Source organism: Streptomyces vinaceus (genome assembly GCF_008704935.1).
GTDB lineage: Bacteria > Actinomycetota > Actinomycetes > Streptomycetales > Streptomycetaceae > Streptomyces > Streptomyces vinaceus.
The window spans coordinates 5,070,770-5,091,693 of sequence record NZ_CP023692.1 but is presented as its reverse complement, the minus strand read 5'-3'; the positions used below and the strand labels follow the sequence as shown (position 1 = coordinate 5,091,693).

20 protein-coding genes are annotated in these 20,924 nt (G+C 72.9%); 12 read left to right on the top strand and 8 right to left on the bottom strand.

The window, feature by feature from the left end:
* Positions 1-70: 70 nt before the first annotated feature.
* Positions 71-1,663: a DHA2 family efflux MFS transporter permease subunit gene (locus CP980_RS22985; RefSeq protein ID WP_099892628.1), complete on the bottom strand. Its 1,593-nt coding sequence runs from the start codon at positions 1,661-1,663 to the stop codon at positions 71-73.
* A 141-nt stretch (positions 1,664-1,804) separates the two neighbouring features.
* On the opposite strand from CP980_RS22985, the gene CP980_RS22980 reads away from it, so the two are divergent.
* From CP980_RS22980 to CP980_RS22970, 3 genes are all read left to right on the top strand, one after another.
* Complete coding sequence (locus CP980_RS22980; RefSeq protein WP_132755558.1) at positions 1,805-2,455, top strand: TetR/AcrR family transcriptional regulator; 651 nt, start codon at positions 1,805-1,807, stop codon at positions 2,453-2,455.
* A gap of 169 nt (positions 2,456-2,624) precedes the next feature.
* Complete coding sequence (locus CP980_RS22975) at positions 2,625-3,776, top strand: alpha/beta hydrolase (RefSeq protein WP_150530324.1); 1,152 nt, start codon at positions 2,625-2,627, stop codon at positions 3,774-3,776.
* Between the two features lie 66 nt (positions 3,777-3,842).
* Positions 3,843-4,694 (top strand): DUF4429 domain-containing protein, encoded by an 852-nt coding sequence (locus CP980_RS22970; RefSeq protein WP_132756089.1) that lies wholly within the window; start codon positions 3,843-3,845, stop codon positions 4,692-4,694.
* A gap of 78 nt (positions 4,695-4,772) precedes the next feature.
* On the opposite strand, the gene CP980_RS22965 is transcribed toward CP980_RS22970, so the two are convergent.
* Together CP980_RS22965 and CP980_RS22960 are read right to left on the bottom strand one after the other, a co-directional pair.
* Positions 4,773-5,792 (bottom strand): aldo/keto reductase, encoded by a 1,020-nt coding sequence (locus CP980_RS22965; protein WP_132755556.1) that lies wholly within the window; start codon positions 5,790-5,792, stop codon positions 4,773-4,775.
* On the bottom strand, positions 5,789-6,184 hold the full coding sequence (locus CP980_RS22960) for a MerR family transcriptional regulator (protein WP_229907222.1): 396 nt from the start codon (positions 6,182-6,184) through the stop codon (positions 5,789-5,791). Before CP980_RS22960 ends, CP980_RS22965 begins: the two co-directional genes overlap by 4 nt.
* Before the next feature lie 70 nt (positions 6,185-6,254).
* Between CP980_RS22960 and CP980_RS22955 the strand changes: the two genes are divergently transcribed.
* Positions 6,255-7,073 (top strand): serine hydrolase domain-containing protein, encoded by an 819-nt coding sequence (locus CP980_RS22955; protein ID WP_150530323.1) that lies wholly within the window; start codon positions 6,255-6,257, stop codon positions 7,071-7,073.
* A 21-nt stretch (positions 7,074-7,094) separates the two neighbouring features.
* Here the strand turns inward: CP980_RS22955 and CP980_RS22950 are convergent, their stop codons facing one another.
* Positions 7,095-7,748: a pirin family protein gene (locus tag CP980_RS22950; protein WP_132755554.1), complete on the bottom strand. Its 654-nt coding sequence runs from the start codon at positions 7,746-7,748 to the stop codon at positions 7,095-7,097.
* An 81-nt stretch (positions 7,749-7,829) separates the two neighbouring features.
* On the opposite strand from CP980_RS22950, the gene CP980_RS22945 reads away from it, so the two are divergent.
* The 5 genes from CP980_RS22945 to CP980_RS22925 all read left to right on the top strand — a co-directional run bounded on the left by CP980_RS22945 (position 7,830) and on the right by CP980_RS22925 (position 12,717).
* Positions 7,830-9,035: a PucR family transcriptional regulator gene (locus CP980_RS22945; protein ID WP_132755552.1), complete on the top strand. Its 1,206-nt coding sequence runs from the start codon at positions 7,830-7,832 to the stop codon at positions 9,033-9,035.
* Positions 9,036-9,124: 89 nt separating this feature from the next.
* Positions 9,125-10,042 carry an ACP S-malonyltransferase gene (locus tag CP980_RS22940; protein ID WP_150528972.1) on the top strand — a complete coding sequence of 306 codons (918 nt, stop codon included), beginning with the start codon at positions 9,125-9,127 and terminating at the stop codon, positions 10,040-10,042.
* Positions 10,043-10,061: 19 nt separating this feature from the next.
* Positions 10,062-11,066 (top strand): ketoacyl-ACP synthase III, encoded by a 1,005-nt coding sequence (locus CP980_RS22935; protein WP_053688426.1) that lies wholly within the window; start codon positions 10,062-10,064, stop codon positions 11,064-11,066.
* A 57-nt stretch (positions 11,067-11,123) separates the two neighbouring features.
* Positions 11,124-11,372: an acyl carrier protein gene (locus tag CP980_RS22930; RefSeq protein ID WP_099892612.1), complete on the top strand. Its 249-nt coding sequence runs from the start codon at positions 11,124-11,126 to the stop codon at positions 11,370-11,372.
* Between the two features lie 79 nt (positions 11,373-11,451).
* Positions 11,452-12,717, top strand: a complete 1,266-nt coding sequence (locus CP980_RS22925; RefSeq protein WP_099892610.1) for a beta-ketoacyl-[acyl-carrier-protein] synthase family protein — start codon at positions 11,452-11,454, stop codon at positions 12,715-12,717.
* Positions 12,718-12,790: 73 nt separating this feature from the next.
* Here the strand turns inward: CP980_RS22925 and CP980_RS22920 are convergent, their stop codons facing one another.
* On the bottom strand, positions 12,791-13,285 hold the full coding sequence (locus CP980_RS22920; RefSeq protein WP_099892608.1) for a DUF3145 domain-containing protein: 495 nt from the start codon (positions 13,283-13,285) through the stop codon (positions 12,791-12,793).
* 249 nt (positions 13,286-13,534) lie between these two features.
* On the opposite strand from CP980_RS22920, the gene CP980_RS22915 reads away from it, so the two are divergent.
* Positions 13,535-14,443 carry an SGNH/GDSL hydrolase family protein gene (locus CP980_RS22915; protein WP_132755548.1) on the top strand — a complete coding sequence of 303 codons (909 nt, stop codon included), beginning with the start codon at positions 13,535-13,537 and terminating at the stop codon, positions 14,441-14,443.
* Positions 14,444-14,521: 78 nt separating this feature from the next.
* Here the strand turns inward: CP980_RS22915 and CP980_RS22910 are convergent, their stop codons facing one another.
* The gene (locus tag CP980_RS22910; protein WP_150528971.1) at positions 14,522-17,071 is read right to left on the bottom strand and encodes a beta-glucosidase family protein; all 2,550 of its coding nucleotides are present in this window, start codon (positions 17,069-17,071) and stop codon (positions 14,522-14,524) included.
* A gap of 120 nt (positions 17,072-17,191) precedes the next feature.
* Between CP980_RS22910 and CP980_RS22905 the strand changes: the two genes are divergently transcribed.
* A complete protein-coding gene (locus CP980_RS22905; RefSeq protein WP_132755544.1) occupies positions 17,192-17,770 on the top strand; it encodes a TetR/AcrR family transcriptional regulator in 579 nt (192 codons plus the stop codon).
* A 10-nt stretch (positions 17,771-17,780) separates the two neighbouring features.
* Here the strand turns inward: CP980_RS22905 and CP980_RS22900 are convergent, their stop codons facing one another.
* On the bottom strand, positions 17,781-18,431 hold the full coding sequence (locus CP980_RS22900; RefSeq protein WP_132755542.1) for a hypothetical protein: 651 nt from the start codon (positions 18,429-18,431) through the stop codon (positions 17,781-17,783).
* Between the two features lie 121 nt (positions 18,432-18,552).
* Between CP980_RS22900 and CP980_RS22895 the strand changes: the two genes are divergently transcribed.
* Positions 18,553-19,326 (top strand): carbon-nitrogen hydrolase family protein, encoded by a 774-nt coding sequence (locus CP980_RS22895; protein ID WP_150528970.1) that lies wholly within the window; start codon positions 18,553-18,555, stop codon positions 19,324-19,326.
* On the opposite strand, the gene CP980_RS22890 is transcribed toward CP980_RS22895, so the two are convergent.
* On the bottom strand, positions 19,319-20,911 hold the full coding sequence (locus tag CP980_RS22890) for a DUF2142 domain-containing protein (RefSeq protein WP_132755538.1): 1,593 nt from the start codon (positions 20,909-20,911) through the stop codon (positions 19,319-19,321). The genes CP980_RS22895 and CP980_RS22890 overlap by 8 nt on opposite strands.
* Between the last annotated feature and the right edge of the window lie 13 nt (positions 20,912-20,924).

The following is a 20,924-nucleotide window of genomic DNA, read 5'->3' as shown; positions in this document are numbered from 1 at the left end:
GTCGGCGGGGCTGTCGTGCGTACGCGGTTGACGCGCGCGAGGGAGTCGGGGCCGCGGGAGCGGGCCCGGCTCAGATGTGCGCCGCGCCGGCCCCCGCGGCGGCGTTCTCGCCGCGCTTGGTGAAGCAGGCGACGATCGCGGCGAGCACCGCGACGCAGCCGGCGACGGTGAAGGCGGTGCTCATGCCGTCGACGAACGTGTCGTGGGCGACCTTGGCGATCGACGAGGCGATCGGCTCCGGGGTCCCCGGCTGGACGGGGGCGATGCCGACCTGGACCCCCTTCTCGGCGAGGTCCATCTGCTCCGGGGTGAGCGCGGGCAGCTCCGCCCGCGCCCAGTTGTCCCCGAACGAGTTGCCGACGGTGGTGGCCATGACCGCGCCGAGGACGGCGGTGCCCAGGCTGCCGCCGACCTGCATGGCGGCCTGCTGGAGCCCGCCCGCCACGCCGGAGAGCTCCAGCGGGGCGTTGCCGACGATGACCTCGGTGGCGCCGACCATGACGGGGGCGAGGCCGACACCTAGGAGGGCGAACCAGAGCGACATCTGCAGGGTGCCGGTGCCGGGGGTCAGCGCCGACATCCCGAAGCAGGCGACGGCGGTCGCGACCATGCCCGTGACCAGCGGGATGCGCGGGCCGACGGCGGTGATGGCGGCGCCGGCCAGCGGCGAGCCGATGATCATCATGCCGGTCAGGGGCAGCAGGTGCAGGCCGCTGTCGACCGGGCTCATGCCGTGCACGTTCTGCAGGTAGAAGGTGACGAAGAACAGGCCGCCCATGAAGGCGAAGGCCATCAGCACCATGAGCACGGTGCCGGCGGACAGCGGCAGCGAGCGGAACATGCCGAGCGGGATCAGCGGCTCGGAGACCTTCGACTCCCAGACGGCGAAGAGCACGAAGCAGACGACGGAGCCGATGAGGAAGAGCATGGTCCGGGTATCGCCCCAGCCCCACTCCGAGGCCTTGATCAGCGCCCAGATCAGCGAGAACATCGCGACCGACAGCAGCAGGATGCCGACCACGTCGAAGGACTTCGGGGCGTTCTCGGCGCGGTGGTCGACCAGGATGAACAGGCCGAAGGCCAGCGCGACGACGCCGACGGGCACGTTGATGAAGAAGACGGACTGCCAGCTGACGTTCTCCACCAGCAGGCCGCCGACGATGGGCCCGGCGGCGGTCGAGGCGCCGATGACCATGCCCCAGATGCCGATCGCCATGTTGAGCTTCTCGGCGGGGAACGTGGCGCGCAGCAGGCCCAGCGCGGCGGGCATCAGCAGGGCCCCGAACAGGCCCTGTGCCACACGGAAGGCGATGACGTACTGGACGCCGGACGAGAGGCCGATCGCCGCGGAGGCGGCGGCGAATCCGGCGATGCCTATGAGGAAGGTCTGGCGGTGGCCGAAGCGGTCGCCGAGCTTGCCGGCGGTGATCAGCGAGACCGCGAGGGCCAGCAGGTAGCCGTTGGTGATCCACTGGACGTCCGCGAGCGAGGCGCCGAGGTCCTTCTGGATCGCGGGGTTGGCGACGGCGACGATCGTGCCGTCGAGCGTGACCATCATGACGCCGATCGCCACGGCGAAGAGGGTCAGCCAGGGGTGGCCGCGCAAACCGGTGCGGGCCGGAGCCGGACCCGATTCCTTGGCGAGGGTGATCTGACTAGTCATGCGAACAGGCTAGTGACAGCGACTGACACTTCACAAACGGCTTAACGAGGCAGTGGCTGTCAGGTCCGTCACAGGTACCCTGACCGCTCACTCAGCGTCAGATTCAGCAGGCGGAGCCTGCGGAAAGGACACCCCTCGGTGATGACCGACGAGCGGCCGGCTCCGGCACCGGCGCCCGGACTGCGCGAACGCAAGAAGCGGCGCACCCGTGACGCACTGCTGCGCGCCGCCCTCCTCCTCTTCGTCGCGCAGGGGTACGAGCACACCACCGTCGACGAGATCACCGACGCCGTGGACGTCTCCCAGCGCACCTTCTTCCGGTACTTCGCCAACAAGGAGGAGGTCGCCTTCGCCGTCCAGGACCTGGTCGAGTCGCACTTCGTCGCCGCGCTGCGCGCCCGGCCGGCCTCCGAGGGCCCGCTCGAAGCCCTGCGCCGCGCGGTGCTCGACGCCTGGGACACCCTCGACGAGGCCCTGTCCGACGTGGTGCCGGTCGACCTCTACATGCGTACGTACCAGCTCATCGAGTCGACCCCGGCGCTGCTCGCCGTGCACCTGCGCCGCTCCACGGAGCTGGAGGAGCGGATCGCCCGGCTGATCGCCGAGCGTGAGGGGCTGGACGTGGACGCCGACCCGCGGCCCCGGGTGGCGGTCGCCGCGGTCTCGGGGGTGATGAGGGTCACGGGGCGGCTGTGGGGGCAGGGCGAGGACGCCAGCGTGGCCTCGATCCGCCGGATGACCGAGGCCTGCCTTGACCAGATCGGCCCGGCGCTCGCCGCGCGCTGGCGCTGAACACCCGTACGAGGGGCGCACGGTCGGCCGTGAACCCGGTCACCCCGGGCGCCATGGCCGGATCCGGTCTCCTACGCTGGTCCCAGTGAACCTGCCCGGCCTCGCCCCCTCCACCGCCTTCGGCGCCGACCCGCGCCCCGCCGCCCTGCGCACCCTGCTCGCGCTGGCGGTGGTCTTCCTCATGCTGGCGACCACCGGCTGGACCGCGGTGCACCGCCCCGACGCCGGGACCACGCTGCGGAGCGCCGCCCTCGCCTCCTGGGCATCGGCCCGGATCGACGGCCGCCCGGTGCCGGCCGCCGACGCCCCCGTACGGACGGTGGCCCGGTTCTTCGCCGGCCTCGACGGAGCCCAGCGGGCCCGGCTCACCGACGGGTACCCCCTGGTCGTCGGCAACCTCGACGGGGCGCCCGCCGCCCTGCGCTACCGGGCCAACCTGCGCGGCCTGGAACTGGCGCAGCGGGCGGAGGAGGCCCGCAGCCGGGACGTCAGCCTGACCCCGGCCGACCGCGCCACGGCCGGCCGGCGCGCCCACCGCTTCGAGTCCCTGGCCGAGCCGGGCCGGCAGATCCTCGCCTTCGACCCGACCGGCGGCGGCCGCGTCGCCGAGGTGTTCGGCGACCTCGACCGGGCGGACCGGATCTCGGTGGTCGTCCCCGGCGTCGACACCGACGTGCTCACCTTCGAGCGCACGCAGCGCCGCCTCATCGCCCCCGCCGGCATGGCGCAGTCGCTGTACGAGGCCCAGCGCGCGCAGGCTCCGCGCAGCCGCACCGCGGTCATCGCCTGGGCCGGCTACACCGCGCCGACCGGGGTCGGCATGGACGCGGCCACCGGCCGGATGGCGGTGGACGGGGCCGTACGACTGGAGTCCCTGACGGCGGGACTGCCCGGGGACGCGAGCGTGGCGCTGTTCTGCCACAGCTACGGCTCGGTGGTGTGCGGGGTCGCCGCGCACGCGCTGCCGCGGTCGGTGACGGACGTGGTGGTGGCCGGCAGCCCGGGCATGCGCGCGGGCTCGGTGGCCGACCTGCACACCTCGGCCCGGGTCTGGGCCACGCGGGACTCCGGCGACTGGATCGCGGACGTGCCGCACCTGGAGGTCGGCGGGGTGGGCCACGGGGCGGACCCGGTGTCCCCGGACTTCGGTTCGCGGCTGCTGTCCTCGGCCGGGGCCAAGCTCCACACCGGCTACTTCGAGCCAGGTACCGGATCCCTGGACAACTTCGCCAAAATCGGAACCGGTGCGTTCGGTTCCCTTACCTGTGCGACCGGTGACGATGCCTGCCGGCGTGGAATTTCCGGGACAGACGGGGACTGACACGTGTAGAGCCCTGGAAAACGGGCTTCGCATCAAGGGGGACGCACGGGGGTGCGTCCCTTTACCATGTGCCGCATGGGTGACGTACTGGCCGGAAATCATGCCGTCTGGGAGTTCGACTCGGACTCGGTGCTCATCCGCTTCGCACGGGGGCTGCGAACGCCACGTCTCTGGAACGCTCTGGGGGCGCGGCGGATCCCTTTCGAGGCGTTGTCGGGGGTGACCGTGAGCGCGGCCGGATCCGGGGGGAAACGGGACGCGGTGGTTCTGCGTGCCGTGCCGCGGACGGGCGCCGATCCGCTGATGGAGGCCGCCGCCGGGCAGCTCCGGGACGTCTGCGATCCGTACCGGCTGGTCCTGCCGGGCGACCGGGGCGGGCAGGCGGCCGAGTTCGCCGATGCCGTACGGGCCCGGCTGGGCCCGGAGGCCGACGAGCCCGCGCAGCGGTTCCTCGTCCGGGTGCCGGAGCCGCCGCTCCAGCTGAAGGCGTACGACGCGCGGCTCGCCTTCGACGGCTCTGCCGTCACCTTCCACTGGTCGCGCACGGGGGCCACGAGCTCCAAGTGGAAGGCGGGCGACCAGCGTTACCCGCTGACCGCGCTGACCGGCGTCGAGTGGAGCACGCCGGAGCGCCCGGGCGGCCACCTGCGGCTCCTGCTGCGGGACGCGCCCGCCGATCCGCGGCCCGACCACGATCTGGCGACCGCGGTGTTCGCCGTCGGGGCCGGGTCGGTGCACGAGTCGCTGCCGTTCGCGGCGGCCGTCCTCGCCGCCCTGCGCGGCCGCACCCCGGTGGCCTCGGTCCCGGCGGCCCGTACGGACGAACGGCTGCACCATCTGGGCGAGTTGTACGGCGCGGGCCTGCTGACGGACGCGGAGTACTGCGCACTGCGCGACCGCTTCGCCGCCGAAGCCTGAGCCGCGGCCAATCGCCGCCGAAGCCTGAGCCGCGGCCACCGCCGGGAGGCCCCCGGCGGTGGCCGCGGCCGGGGCGGATCAGCCCTCGCGGCCCGCGGACGTCCAGGTCATGTCGGGGTAGCGGTCGCCCGCGACCTGCCCGGCGATCGGCTCCAGCAGCTCCAGCTCCGCCGGCGTCAGGGTGATCCGGGTCGCGGCGGTGTTCTCCGCGAGGCGGTTGGTCTTGCGGGTGCCCGGGATCGGGACCACCGTCAGCCCGTGCACCTGCGCCCGCTGCTGCACCCAGGCCAGCGCGATCTGCGCCGGGGTCGCCCCGTGCGCCTGCGCGATCTCCCGCACCGGCGCCAGCAGCGCCGCGTTGGCCTTGGCGTTGTCACCGGTGAACCGGGGCTGGAAGCGGCGGAAGTCCGCCGCCGACAGGTCGGCCGCCGCGTCCGCGAACGAGCCGGTCAGGAAACCGCGGCCGAGCGGGGAGTACGGCACGAAGGCCACGCCCAGCTCCGCCGCCGCGCCCACCGCCGTGCGCTCCACGTCCCGGCTGAACAGCGACCACTCCGACTGGAGCGCCGCGATCGGGTGCACCTCGTACGCCTCGCGCAGTTCGGAGCCGGTGACCTCACTGAGCCCCAGGTGGCGCACCTTGCCCTCCTGCACCAGTTCGGCCATCGTGCCCACCGACTCCGCGAGCGGCACGGCCGGGTCGCGCCGGTGCATGTAGTAGAGGTCGATGACATCGGTACCGAGCCGGCGCAGGCTGTCCTCGACGGCCTGGCGGATGTACGCGCGGTCGTTGCGGATGCCGCGGTGCTGCGGGTCGTCGGTGCGCTCGATGCCGAACTTGGTGGCGAGGGTGATCTCGTCCCGGTGCTCGGCCACGAACGGCGCGATGAACTTCTCGTTGGCGCCGCGCCCGTAACTGTCCGCGGTGTCGAAGAGGGTGACCCCGGTGGCCAGGGCCGCCTCCAGGGTGTCGCGGGCCCGCGCCTCGTCGGTCTCCCCGTAGAACTCGCTCATGCCCATGCAGCCGAGGCCCTGGACGCCCACCAGCGGGCCCCCCTTGCCGAGTTCGACCTGCTCGATGGTGGTGTTCTGCGTCATGGTCGTGTCGCCTTCCCCGCGGTCGTGCCCTTGGCATACATGTCGATCTTGAAATCCAGTACGGCGAGCGCGTCGTTCAGCTCCGTGATGCGCGCACGCACCTCGCGCCGCGTCTGCTCCAGCAGCTCGCGCCGCTGGTCGACGGTGTGCTCACCCTCGCGCACGAGTTCGGCGTAGCGGACCATGTCGGCCACCGACATCCCGGTGGCGCGCAGCTTGCCCACGAAGGCCAGCCAGTGGAGGTCCTTGTCGCTGAACCGGCGCTGTCCCGAGTGCGAGCGGTCCACATGCGGCATCAGGCCGATCCGCTCGTACCAGCGCAGCGTGTGCTGGGTCAGACCGGTCCGGGCCTCGACTTCGCTGATCGTGTACCGCGTCTGCGTCAGGCTCATGGCGACCACGCTAAAACCTTGGAGTGCACTCCAAGCAAGTAGGCTCGGCCGCATGGAGAGCGTGGAGACCCTGCAGAGCCTGCGGACCATCGAGAACTGGCCGGTACCGACCGCCGCGGCGGCCGTCGTGCGCGCCGACGGGAGCCTGGCCGGCTCCCACGGCCCCCTGGACCACCGCTTCGCGCTGGCTTCGGTGACCAAGCCGCTCGCCGCGTACGCCGCGCTCGTCGCGTACGAGGAGGGTGCCGTCGAGCTGGACGAGCCGGCCGGGCCCGAGGGCTCGACGGTCCGTCACCTGCTCGCGCACACCAGCGGGCTGGCCTTCGACGAGCACCGCGCGATGGCCGCGCCCGGTACGCGCCGGCTGTACTCGAACGCCGGTTTCGAGGTGCTCGGCGACCACATCACCAAGGCGACGGGCATCCCGTTCGCGGAGTACGTGCACCAGGCGGTGTTCGAGCCGCTCGGCATGGCGTCGACCACGCTGGAGGGCTCGCCCGCCAAGGACGGGGTCTCGACGGTCTCCGACCTCGTCCGGTTCGCCGCCGAGCTCCAGGCCCCGCGGCTGCTGGACGTGCGCACGGTCGCGGAGGCCACCTCGGTCGTCCACCCGGGGCTCAAGGGGGTGCTCCCGGGGTACGGGATCCAGTCCCCGAACGACTGGGGGCTCGGCGTGGAGATCCGCGACGGCAAGTCCCCGCACTGGACGGGCGCCTCCTCCTCGCCGCGCACCTTCGGGCACTTCGGGCAGGCCGGCACCTTCCTGTGGGTGGACCCGGACGCCCGCGCCGCGTGCGTGGCGCTGGCCGACCGCGCCTTCGGCCCGTGGGCCGTGGAGGCCTGGCCCCCGTTCACCGACGCGGTCCTCGCCGAGCTCGCCGCCCGCTGAGCGGGCGCGTCACCGCACGCGCTACGGCAGCTCCCAGATCAGCAGCTCGCCCGGGGATCCGGCGACGATCTCCAGACCCGCTTCGCCGGTGATCCGCGCCGAGTCCCCGGGACCGAGCTCCTCCCCGTCCAGGCGCAGGTCCCCGCGTACCACGTGCAGGTAGACCCGCTCCGCCGCCGGTACGGCGATCCGCTCGCCCGCCCCGGGCCTGCGCACGTGCAGGACGGCGCCGGCCGCGGGGATCTCGTACGGGGCGCCTTCGGCGATCTGCCGGACCAGCGCGTACGAGGGCTCCCCGCCGGCGGCCAGCGGCGCGAGCCACGTCTGCACGAAGCGCAGCGGTACCGCGCCGTCGTTGCGCTCGATGTGCCGGGCCCCGGATCCGGCGGCCAGGTGCTGCACGTCACCGGGCCGGACCACCGTGCTCTCGCCGGTGCTGCCCTTGTGCGTGAGCTCGCCCTCGACGACCCAGGTCACGATCTCGGTGTGGCTGTGCGGGTGCTCGTCGAAGCCGGCGCCCGGGACCAGCACCTCCTCGTTGCAGGCCAGGACCGGGCCGAAGCGCAGGTTGTCCGGATCGTAGTGGGCGCCGAAGGAGAAGGCGTGCGCGGTGGTGATCCCGGCGTCCGGATCCCCGCCCGCGTACCGGTCGGCCCCGCGGCGTACGTCAATCATGGAAGTCACCGTAGCCCCCCGGTGGAGCGCCGCCGTGGGACCGGACTCCGCGCCGCCGCCCCGATAAGGCAGTCTTGTCCCGTGTCCCAACCCGAACGTGAGCATTCCCCCGCGCATCCCGCTCCCGCCCATCCGCACGCCGCGACGCTGCGCCGGCTGGAGAAGTCCTCCGGCCGGCTCGCCGCGAACGCGATCGCGCGCATGGACGAGACCCTGCCGTGGTACCGGGCGATGCCCCCGGAGAACCGGTCCTGGATCGGTCTGGTCGCGCAAGCCGGTATCGCCGCGTTCACCGAGTGGTTCCGGCACCCGGAGACTCCGCAGGCGATCTCGACGGACGTCTTCGGGACGGCTCCGCGCGAGCTGACCCGGGCGATCACCCTGCGCCAGACCGTGGAGATGGTCCGCACGACGATCGAGGTCATGGAGACCGCGATCGAGGAGGTCGCGGCCCCGGGCGACGAGTCGATCCTGCGCGAGGCGCTGCTGGTGTACGCCCGGGAGATCGCGTTCGCGACGGCCCAGGTGTACGCGCAGGCCGCCGAGGCGCGCGGGGCGTGGGACGCCCGGCTGGAGTCCCTCGTCGTGAACGCGGTGCTGTCCGGCGAGGCCGACGAGGGCGCACTCTCGCGGGCCGCCGCGCTTGGCTGGAATTCGCCGGAGCACGTGTGCGTGGTGCTCGGTACCGCGCCGGAGGGCGACAGCGAGCTGACGGTCGAGGCGATCCGGCGGGCGGCCCGCCACCACAAGCTCCAGGTCCTGACGGGCGTGCTCGGGGACCGCCTCGTCGTGATCGCGGGCGGCAGCGACAACCCGATCCAGGTGGCGAAGTCGCTGATCGGGCCGTTCGCTGCGGGTCCGGTGGTGGCCGGTCCGGTGGTGGCGGACCTGCTGAACGCGACCAAGTCGGCGCAGGCGGCGGCGGCCGGGCTGAAGGCCTGTACGGCCTGGCAGGACGCCCCGCGCCCGGTGCTCGCGGACGATCTCCTGCCCGAGCGCGCGATCGCCTCGGATCCCTCCGCCCGGGAGCAATTGGTGGAGGAGATCTACAGACCGCTGGAAGAGGCGGGCTCCGCGTTGCTGGAGACGCTGAGCGTGTATCTGGAGCAGGCGAGCAGTCTGGAGGGCGCGGCACGGATGTTGTTCGTGCACCCCAACACGGTGCGCTACCGGCTGCGACGTGTGACCGACGTCACCGGCTGGTCGCCGTCGGATGTCCGATCTGCGTTCACGCTGCGGATCGCCTTGATCCTCGGGCGTCTGGCCGACGGCGATCCGCAGTCCTAGACTTTTGTCGGACATCAACAATTACCCCGACGGTTCTTCGTCCCTGTCCCCACGGGCGGCGGGGACCGTCCACAAGAGAGAGTGTGAGGGTGCTCGTACTCGTCGCTCCCGGCCAAGGCGCACAGACGCCCGGCTTCCTGACTCCCTGGCTCGACCTCCCCGGCGCCGCTGACCGCGTCGCCGCCTGGTCGGACGCCATCGGGCTCGACCTTGCCCACTACGGCACGAAGGCGGACGCGGACGAGATCCGCGACACGGCGGTGGCCCAGCCGCTGCTGGTGGCCGCCGGTCTCCTGTCCGCCTCCGCACTCGGTTCCCGCGGCGCCTTCGGCGCCGTCGCGGGCCACAGCGTCGGCGAGATCACCGCCGCCGCGTACGCCGGTGTGCTGTCCGACGCGGACGCGCTGTCCTTCGTACGGACGCGCGGTCTGGCGATGGCCGAGGCCGCCGCCGTCACCGAGACGGGCATGGCCGCGGTGCTCGGGGGCGACCAGGCGGTCGTCGTCGCGCACCTGGAGAAGCTGGGTCTGACCCCGGCGAACATCAACGGCGCGGGCCAGATCGTCGCCGCAGGAACGATGGAGCAGATCGACGCCCTGGTGGCCGAGAAGCCCGAGGGTTCCATGAAGGTCGTCGCCCTCAAGGTCGCGGGCGCCTTCCACACGCACCACATGGCTCCCGCGGTCGCCACGCTGGAGAAGGCCGCGCAGGCCCTCGCCCCGGCCGACCCGGAGCTGAATTACGTCTCGAACAAGGACGGCCACGTCGTCACCACGGGCGCCGACGTCGTCGCCCGCCTGGTCGGCCAGGTCGCGAACCCGGTCCGCTGGGACCTGTGCATGGAGACGTTCGGCGAGCTGGGCGTCACCGGGATCATCGAGCTCAGCCCGGGTGGCACTCTTACGGGTCTGGCCAAGCGCGCGCTCAAGGGCGTGCCGAGCGTGGCCCTGAAGACCCCGGACGATCTCGAAAAGGCCGCCGCGCTCCTCGCCGAGCACGCGGTCTGAGAGAAGGAGCCCACTCAGCATGTCGAAGATCAAGCCTGCCAAGGGCTCCCCGTACGCCCGCATTCTCGGCGTCGGCGGCTACCGCCCGACCCGTGTGGTCTCCAACGAGGTCATCCTGGAGACGATCGACTCGTCCGACGAGTGGATCCGCTCCCGCTCGGGCATCGCGACCCGGCACTGGGCCTCGCCCCAGGAGACCGTCGCCGCGATGTCGGTGGAGGCCTCCGGCAAGGCGCTGGCCGACGCGGGCGTCTCGCCCGAGCAGATCGGCGCCGTGATCGTCTCGACGGTCTCGCACTTCAAGCAGACCCCGGCCGTCGCGACGGAGATCGCGCACCGCATCGGCGCGGTCAAGCCCGCCGCGTTCGACATCTCCGCGGGCTGCGCCGGCTTCGGCTACGGCCTGACGCTGGCCAAGGGCCTCGTGATCGAGGGCTCGGCCCAGTACGTCCTCGTGATCGGCGTGGAGCGGCTGTCGGACCTGACCGACCTGGAGGACCGCGCGACGGCCTTCCTGTTCGGCGACGGCGCCGGCGCCGTGGTCGTCGGCCCCTCGGACGAGCCCGCCATAGGCCCCACGGTGTGGGGTTCGGAGGGCGACAAGTCCGAGACGATCAAGCAGACCGTGCCGTGGGACGAGTACCGCAGCACGGACAGCGACCAGAAGTTTCCGGCCATCACGCAGGAGGGTCAGGCGGTCTTCCGCTGGGCCGTCTTCGAGATGGCCAAGGTGGCCCAGCAGGCGCTCGACGCGGCCGGGATCACCGCCGAGGACCTGGACGTCTTCATCCCGCACCAGGCAAACATGCGGATCATCGACTCGATGGTGAAGACTCTGAAGCTGCCGGAGCACGTCACGGTCGCCCGTGACGTGGAGACCACCGGCAACACGTCGGCCGCCTCGATCCCGCTCGCCATGGAGCGGCTCCTGGCGACCGGAGCGGCGAAGAGCGGCGACACCGCGCTCGTCATCGGCTTCGGGGCGGGGCTCGTCTACGCCGCGACGGTCGTTACCCTCCCCTAGGGCCCGGGATCCACATCCCGCCCCGCTTACCCCAGTTAGCTATAGAAGGAGCGCCACATGGCCGCCACGCAGGAAGAGATCATCGAGGGTCTCGCGGAGATCGTCAACGAGATCGCCGGCATCCCCGTCGAGGACGTCGAGGCCGGGAAGTCGTTCACCGACGACCTGGACGTCGACTCGCTCTCCATGGTCGAGGTCGTCGTCGCCGCCGAAGAGCGCTTCGACGTCAAGATCCCGGACGAGGACGTCAAGAACCTCAAGACGGTCGGCGACGCCGCGGACTACATCCTGAACAACCAGGCCTGAGCCTGACGAGCGTTTGTCGCCACCTGGCGGTGGCGCCGTGACAATTCAGCACCCTCTGAGACGTGGAGAAAGAATTCCTGTGAGCCCGACCAATCGCACCGTGGTCGTCACCGGTATCGGCGCAACCACTCCGCTGGGTGGCGACAGCGCTTCGACCTGGGAAGGTCTGCTCGCCGGTCGTTCCGGCGTCAAGCCCCTTGAGGGCGAACGCTTCGCCGAACTCCCGGTTCGTATCGCCGCCCCGGCCGCCGTGGACCCCAGTGAGGTCCTGCCGCGCCCGATGGCCCGCAAGCTGGACCGCTCGGCCCAGTTCGCCGTCATCGCCGCCCGTGAGGCGTGGGCCGATGCCGGCTACACCGCCCCGGCGGGCGAGGACGCCGCCATCATGCCCGAACGCCTGGGCACCGTGATCGCCTCCGGTATCGGCGGCGTCACCACCCTGCTCGACCAGTACGACGTACTGAAGGAGAAGGGTGTGCGCCGGGTCTCCCCGCACACCGTCCCCATGCTCATGCCGAACGGCCCGTCGGCCAACGTCGGCCTGGAGGTGAACGCCCAGGCGGGCGTGCACACCCCGGTCAGCGCCTGTGCCTCGGGCGCCGAGGCCATCGGCTACGCCGTCGAGATGATCCGTACCGGCCGCGCCGACGTGGTCGTCGCGGGCGGCACCGAGGCGGCGATCCACCCGCTGCCCATCGCCGCCTTCGCCAACATGATGGCGATGTCCAAGAACAACGAGAACCCGCAGCAGGCCTCCCGCCCGTACGACAAGGCCCGCGACGGCTTCGTCCTCGGCGAGGGCGCGGGCGTCGTCATCCTGGAGTCCGCCGAGCACGCCGCCGCGCGCGGCGCCCGGGTCTACTGCGAGGTGCTGGGCCAGGGTCTGTCCGCGGACAGCCACCACATCGCGCAGCCGGAGCCGACCGGCCGCGGTGTCGCGGCCGCGGTGCAGAACCTGCTGGACAACACGGGTCTGGACCCGGCCGAGCTGGTCCACCTGAACGCGCACGCCACGTCGACCCCGCAGGGTGACACGGCCGAGCTGAAGGCCCTGCGCAAGGTCCTGGGCGACGACCTCGACCACATCGCGATCTCCGCGACCAAGTCGATGACCGGCCACCTGCTCGGCGGCGCCGGCGGTATCGAGACCGTCGCGACCGTGCTCGCGCTGTACCACCGGATCGCCCCGGCGACCATCAACGTCGACGAGCTCGACGAGGACATCGACGCGGACATCGTCGTCGGCGAGCCGCGCAAGCTGCCGGCCGACGGCCCGATCTCCGCGATCAACAACTCGTTCGGCTTCGGCGGCCACAACGTCACCCTGGCCTTCCGGACCGTCTAGTCCGCCAGACAGTACGTACGAAAGGGCCCGCCCGGCACTCGCCGGGCGGGCCCTTTCCGCATCCGCGGCACCCTCAGACCACCTGGTGCAGCCAGCGGACCGGGGCGCCCTCGCCCGCGTAGCGGAAGGGCTCCAGCTCGTCGTCCCAGGGCTTGCCGAGCAGTTTGGCGATCTCCTCCTCCAGCTCGCTCTCGCCCCGCGCGGACCGGGCGAGGGCGGCGCGCAGCCGGTCCTCGGGGATCAGGATGTCGCCGTGCATGCCGGTGACGGCGTGGAAGATGCCGAGCTCCGGGGTGGAGCTGTAGCGCTCGCCCTCGGCGGTGGGGCAGGGTTCGGCGGTCACCTCGAAGCGCAGCAGGTGCCAGCCGCGCAGCGCGGACGCCAGCTTCGACGCGGTACCCGCTTCGGCCTGCCAGGAGAACTCGGCTCTCCAGGTACCGGGGGAGGCGGGCTGCCTGATCCAGTCGAGGTTCACCCGCACCCCGAGCACCCCCGCAACAGCCCATTCCACGTGCGGGCAGAGCGCTCGCGGCGCGGAATGCACGTACAGAACTCCACGTGTCGTCACCGGGACCTCCAGTGTGGGACGAGGTCGGGAATAAACTCCAGAAAACGGACAGTATGTGACGTGATGTAATGTAACGGAAATTATTTGACAATGCGCTATGGGACCTGCGGCCGAAACGCCACGGGAAAAAGCTACCGTGCGCCGGGGGTCATGGTGTGACGTACGGTCGGTCCGAGGCCGCCGAACACAGAGCATTCACTCAGCAGGACGCCCCGGGAGGACCTGGGGCGACGAGGAGGGAACCACCCGATGGGCACCACCGCCATGCGACGCCGCGCGCGCACGACCCGGCGCCGGACCCTCGCGGGCGCGGGCGCGGCGACGGTGCTCCTGGCCGGGGTGCTGACCGGATGTCAGTCGGGCGGGTCGGACACGGAGGGTGAGCACGGATCGCACGCCGGGCCGCGCTGGAACACCGCGCCCGCCTCGGTGGCCGCCGCCGGCGATTCCATCACGCGGGGTTTCGACGCCTGTTCGGTGCTGGCGGACTGCCCGGAGGTCTCCTGGGCCACCGGGAACGACCCGGCCGTCCACTCGCTCGCGGCCCGGCTGCTCGGGGAGGCCGAGGTGCCGGCGCGCAGTTGGAACTACGCCGTGACCGGCGCGCGGATGGCGGACCTCGCGGGGCAGCTGGCCTCGGCCGCGGAGCACAGGCCCGATCTGGTCACGGTGATGGTGGGCTCGAACGACGCCTGTCGGCCGACGGCTTCGTCGATGACGCCGGTGGCGGAGTTCCGGGCCGGGTTCGAGAAGGCCCTCGCCGGCCTGCGCGCGGCCTCCCCCGCCTCCCAGGTGTACGTCTCCAGCGTGCCGGACCTCCAGCGGCTGTGGGAGCAGGGCAAGGACGCCCCGATGGTGCGGCAGATCTGGAAGCTGGGGATCTGTCAGTCGATGCTCGCCGACCCGCTGTCGGTGGCGACCGGGGCGACGGCCCGGCGCGAGCAGGTGCGGGCGCGGGTGGTCGAGTACAACGAAGTGCTGCGCGAGGTCTGCGCGAAGGACGCGCTGTGCCGCTACGACGGCGGCGCGGTATTCCAGTACCCCTTCTCCGCGCAGCAGTTGAGCCGCTGGGACTGGTTCCACCCGGGCAAGGACGGGCAGGCGCGGCTCGCGGAGCTGGCGCACCGCCAGGTGACGGCGGCCGAGCCGCCGCGCTGACGCGGGAGGGCATGGGGACCGGGGGCGGGTGTCAGGGCCCGCCCCCGGTCCGGTTCATGGGTGATTTCCGGACACCCCCTAGACCTCCAGGGTCGCCGTCAGGCGGGTGTCGCCGTGGGCGTGGCTCGCGCGGACCTCGTAGGCGCCGCCGATCCGCCGCCAGCGGCCGGTCTCCTCGTCCCAGACCTCGAAGGCCCGGGCGGGCAGGGCGATCTCGGCCTCGACGCTCTCGCCGGGGCCCGCCTCGACGCCCGCGAACGCGGCCAGCCAGCTCGCCGGCCGTTCCACGGCCGCGCCCTGCCCCCCGTCGGAGGCCGCGCCGCCGGACGCCGCGCCCGCGGGAGCGACGTAGAGCTGGACGACCTCGCGCCCGGCCCGGGTGCCGGTGTTGGTGACGCGGACCCGGGCGGTGGCGCCGGTGACCTCCAGGGACTCGTACGCCCAGTCGGTGTAGCCGAGGCCGTGCCCGAACGGGTAGGCGGGGGCGATGCCCTGACGCTCGTACGCCCGGTAGCCGATGAAGAGGCCCTCGGTGTACTCCAGGCGCCCCTCGGCCGGGGTCACCTCGGTGACCGGCGCGTCGGAGAACCGTGCGGGCCAGGTGGTGGGCAGGCGCCCGCCCGGCTCGGCGAGCCCGAGCAGCACGTCGGCCAGCGCCGCCCCGCCCTCCTGGCCGGGGAACCAGGTCAGGAGTACGGCGGCCACCTCGTCCCGCCACGGCAGCTCGACCGGGGAGCCGGCGTTGACGACGACCACGGTGTTCGGGTTGGCGGCGGCGACGGCGCGCACGAGGTCGTCCTGGCGGCCCGGCAGGCGCAGGTCGCTGCGGTCGAAGCCCTCGGACTCCACGCGCTCGGTGGTCGCGACGACCACCACGGCGGTGTCGGCGGCGCGGGCTGCCTCCACGGCCTCGGCGATCAGCTCGTCGGCGTCGCGCCGCGGGCCGAGGTGGAGCAGCGAGAACATGATCGCCCGGAGCGGCAGGGTGCTCGTGTCGGGGACCTGGAAGGTCAGCGAGACCTCGACCGGCCGGCCCTCGGTGAGGGTGACGCGGCCGCGTTCGCTGGGGGCGCCGAAGAAGGCCTCGAAGGGGTCGGCCTCGTTGCCCATCGGCTGGACGCCCTCCCATAGGGTCTCGCCGCCGACCGCGAGGGCGAAGGCGCCGAGCCCGCGGGTGCCGAAGGCGTGCTCGCCGCTCTCGCGCGGCACGAACGTACCGGTGACCTCGATGGTCGCCATGGTCTCGTACGAGGCGCCCGCGGGCAGGTCGTCGCCGATCCACTGGACCTGGCCGGTGGGCAGGCTGCCCTCGCCGAGGACGGCGCCGGAGCCGTCGCGGCAGATCGCGCGGAGTCCGAAGCCCTGGTCGGCGGGGGTGAGCTCGTCGGAGGGGTCGGCCCCCACGCGGAAGGTCAGGGCTCCGTCCGGGAGGGCGGCGGTCAGCCCGTCCAGCGGGGAGACGATCCGCTCGGGGAAGACGGTGGCCGAGCCGCCGCCGAGGACGCGGGCGTCGCGGGCGGCCGCGCCGAGCAGGGCGACGGTGCGGCCGGGGGCGGCCTCCAGCGGAAGGGTCGCGTTCTCGTTGCGTACGAGGACGAAGCCGCGGGCGGCGAGCTCGCGGGCCAGCGCCTGTCCGTCGATCGCCGCCGGGGCCTCGGTGACGACGGCCGGGGCGCCCTGCAGGACGCCGACGCGTGCGGCGAGGCGCAGGACGTTGCGCACGGCCTCGTCCACGGCGGACTCGGGGACCTCGCCGGCCCGGACGGCTTCGGCGAGGGCGGGCCCGTACACGGTCTGCGGTCCGGGCATGGCCACGTCGAGGCCGCCGAGGATGTCGCCGGTGGTGGAGCGGGCGGCCATCCAGTCGGAGACGTTGTACCCGTCGAAGCCCCATTCGGCGCGCAGGACCTCGTTCACGAGGTCCTGGTTCTCGGTCATCGTCGTGCCGTTGACCCGGTTGTAGGCCGTCATGATGCCCCAGGGGTGGGCGTTCGCGACGATCGCCTCGAAGGGCGCCAGGTACAGCTCCCGCAGCGGGCGCGGGGCGATGACGCTGTCGGCGGTGAACCGTTCGGTCTCGGCGTCGTTGCCGACGAAGTGCTTGACGGTGGTGCCGACGCCGCCGTCCTGGACGCCGTTCACGTAGCCCGAGCCGATGGCGCCGGTGAGGTACGGGTCCTCGGAATAGCACTCGAAGTGGCGGCCGCCGAGCGGGGAGCGGTGGAGGTTGACGGTGGGGGCGAGGAGGACGTGGACGCCCTTGCGGCGGGCCTCCTGGGCGAGGAGCCGGCCGGCGCGGCGGGCGAGCGCGGGGTCCCAGGCGGCGGCCAGCGCGGTCGGGGAGGGCAGGGCGATGGACGGGTCGTCGGCGGTCCAGCGCACGCCGCGGACCCCGATGGGGCCGTCGGACATGACCAGGGACTCCAGCCCGATCTCGGGAACGGCGGGCAGGGACCACATGTCCTGGCCGGCCAGCAGACGGGCCTTGGTGTCGAGGTCCAGCTTGCCGAGAGCCGCTTCTACGGCGTCGTGGCGGACCTGATCGGCATCGGTCACGGCCGTGCCTCCTCGTTGAGTGCGTGCGTGCGTGCGGGTGATGGCGTTGCGCGTGCCGTGGGGTGTCCCCATCGTGGACCTGATACCGGTAGAGCGGTAGGGTTCGTAACATGTTCGTGATATTCGGATAACGTACGTACGGTCCCGCCGTCAGGCGGCACGGCGCGGCGCGAGCGGAAGAGGTAGCGGGCGATGGCCAGGGCGAGGAGCGAGGAGCGACGCGGCGACATCGTCCGCGCGGCGGTCGAGGTGATCGCGGAGCGCGGCTACCGCGGCGCGTCGCTGGGCGCGGTGGCCGAGCGGGTCGGCCTGACCCAGCAGGGGCTGCTGCACTACTTCCCGACCAAGGAGGCGCTGCTGGTCGCGGTGCTGGAGGAGCGCGACCGCTGGGACACCGGCGGAGGCTCGCGCGCCTCGGCCGGCACCTGGCGCCTGGACCTGCTGGCCTCGCTGGTGGAGTACAACGCCATGCGCCCCGGCATCGTGCAGACCTTCTCGGCGCTGCTGGGTGAAAGCGTCACCGACGGGCATCCGGCGCGGGAGTTCTTCACCGAGCGCTACGCGCAGGTGCGCTCGGAGATGGCGGCGGTGCTGCGCGCCGAGTTCGGCGACCGGCTGCCGTCGGGCCTCACCCCGGAGCAGGCGGCCCCGCTGCTGACCGCCGTCATGGACGGCCTCCAGTACCAGTGGCTGCTCGCCCCGGAGTCCGTGGACATGCCGGCCGCCTTCCGCTCCTTCCTGACCCTGCTGCGCGGCTCGGACGCGGCGTAGCGGCCGGCCCCTACGGGCGGCCCAGCAGCGGGTCGTGGACGGCGCAGGGCGGGCGCAGGGCGGGGGCGGGGACCCGGTAGTAGACCCGATCGCGCAGGCGTCCCGTCCAGGGCTCCCGCTCCGAACGCCGCTTGACCAGGAGGTGGCGGCTGCTGCCCTCCGCCAGGTGGGTGCGGTACGCGCCGAGCAGCGGGTCCGCGGGACCGAGGAACTCCCGGATCTGGTCCTCCACCAGGCAGAACGGGCAGTGCGTACCGGGCACGAGGTGGAACTGGCGGCCCTCCGGGTGCGCGTCGTCGGCGAAGGCGGTCAGGACGAGCGCCCCGCTGAACATCACGCAGACGCCCACGACCTGGGGCCCGGGTGCGCTCGCCGCCTGCCGGACCAGGTCCCGGAAGGCCTCGGCGTCGACCCGCTGGATGCGGGCGGCCAGGGCCCGCGTCGCCGCCAGCAGGCTGTGGACCGCGGCCACCAGGGACACGAGGGCGACGGCGACCACGGCCCAGGCCGGACCGGTGGCCGCGAGCAGCCACAGCGCGCCCGCGTTCAGCAGGGCCATCAGGAGCACGGCCACCCGCAACCCCGCCCCGCTGGTGCGGACCAGACGGTACGACAGGACCAGGAGGACGGCGGCGAGGAGGGGGTGGATCCAGTCGGGCATCGGCCGGCCCTCCGTCAACTGCGGTGCACGAGCGGACCGTTACAGCATCGCCCGGCCGCGCCGCCGCGTCGAGCCCCGTACCGGCTGCCGGGTGCGCGGCGCGGGCTGGCATGCTGGGTCCGTGAAGATCGCAGCAGCGCAGCTCACCTGCGTCCCGGCCGACCCGTCCGCCAACACGGAGCTGAGCGTCGCACTCGCCGCCGAGGCCCGGGCGCAGGGCGCCGAGCTCGTCGTGTTCCCCGAGCTGGCCCTGACCGGATACGAGTTGGAGGCCCTGGCCACCGACCCCGGGCTGTGGCTGGCGGACGCCGACGACCCCCGGCTGGATCCGCTGCGCTCCGCAGGCATCGCCGTCGCGTTCAACGCCGCCCTGCGCACCGCGGGCCCGCTGCCCGCCCTCGCGACCCTGGTCTACGGGGCGGACGGCAGCCATGTGACCACGTACGCCAAGCAGCACCTGTACGGGCACGAGCAGGGCGTGTTCGCGGCCGGCGAGAGCCAGGGCCGCTTCACGCTCGGCGGGATCCCGTTCTCGCTCGGCGTCTGCTACGACAACCACTTCCCCCGGCTCACCGGCCGCGCCGCGGCGGACGGCTGCCGGGTCCACCTGGCGAGCTCCCTGTACGGGACGGGCGACGGGATCCGGGAGCGGGCCACCGTGTACCCCGGGATCGCCGAGGAGCACGGCCTGTACGTCGTCCTCGCCAACCACGTCGGCCCGGCGGGCGCGTGGACCGGCTGCGGCCGTTCCGCGATCTGGGCCCCGGGCGGCGCGCTGCTGGCCGAGGCGGACGACCGTACGGCCTCGGTGGTGACGGCCGAGGTGGCCCCAGCCCCCGCGGCCGCTGCCACGGCCCCCGCGGAGACGGCCCCCGCGGAGACGTCCGTCAGCTGATCGCCGGCACCTTGGAGTGCCGTCCGGTGCGGGTGTGCGCGTCCCGCCCGGCGGGATCGTCCACCGCGACGGGCTCGCGGTCCCGCACCAGCGCCGGCAGCACCAGCGCGAACGCCGCCGCCGTGTAGAGCGCCGTCCACAGCACCCAGCCGCCGGGCGGTGCCCAGTGCGCCGAGAACGGCACCCACGGCCCGTTGACGCCGACCGCGAAGCGCCGCAGCGCCCAGAAGAACGCCGCCGCGTTCGCCAGCGCCAGCCCGGCGACGCCGAAACCGACGAGCCTGCGCCACGGGAACCCCTGCTCGGGCGCCCGGCTCGCGCAGATCAGCACCGCCATCAGCGGCAGGCCCACGGCGAACGGCAGCAGGTAGCGGCCCTGCCAGACCATGCCGAGCTGTTCCGCCTGGGAGGCCTGGGCCGCGACCGGCACCACCACGATGGCCACGAGCATGCCGACCAGGGCCACCGCCTCGCGCCCCCGCCCGTACGCCAGCGCCAGCCCGGTCACGACCGCGATCACGCCCAGCCAGACCAGCCAGGTGAAGGCGGGCGCGGGGGTGTCCAGCCAGCCGAAGTAGCCGAGCATCTGGTGGACGTACGTCTCGGTGTTGCCGAAGGTCTGGCGGGCCGCCTCCTTGGCGGTCAGCGTCTTGGGCGTGTTGATCACCGAGTTGTCGGGGTGCGCCCCGGCCCAGAGCAGCGCACCGGCCGTGGCCAGCCCGAGCAGGGCGGTCCACAGCCACAGGGCCTTGCGGCGCAGCACCGAGCGCAGGACACCCCGCCGGGCGAGGAGCAGGCCGAAGAAGACGGCGCCGGCGAACCAGATCAGCCCGAGCGGGCGGATGTTGATCAGGACGAGCCCGCCGATGCCGACCCGGGCCAGCCGCCGGTTCAGCAGCCGCGGATCGGGCGACATCAGGATCGACAGCAGGGCGGTCCACACCAGGACGCCGGCGGCGATCTCACCGCCGCTCGGGTTGACCATGCCGGCCATGTACAGGGCCATCGGCGTGGCCGCGGTGAACACGCCGAGCAGCGCCACCGAGCGCCTGCGCCGCCACTCGGCGGCCGTGACCACGGCGCTCGCCAGCAGGGCCGAGCACAGCGCGGCCGACATCAGCCGCATCAGGTACAGCCCCTTGGGGCCGTCGACCAGCAGGCTGGGCCAGCCGGTCACGAGGTAGTACGCCGGGTGGTACCGGCCGGCGGCCGTCGTGACCTGGACGGTCTTCTCGGAATGCCCGATCGCGGGCGCGCAGGAGGCCGGCCGGTCCTCGTGCCAGGCGTAGCACTCGTGCTGCTTGGGCAGCGGCTTGTACCACTCGGGAAGCTGCACCCCGGTCTCGGCGAACTTGCCCTCGATGCCCGCCACCATGTGCGGGACCATCACCTCGGGCCCGCCGATCTGGCCCCGGGCGACGGCGGCCGCGCGGATGAAGTGGGCGTGCTCGTCCGGGGAGCCGCCGAGCGGGGTGGCGGCGGACCAGGAGGCCGCGAGCGTGAAGAACAGCGCGAAGGCGATGGCCCAGAGCCGCTTCGGGGTCCGGGCCGACCAGTCGGCCAGGCGCGTCAGTGCGGAGATCATCGCTTCCCTCTGC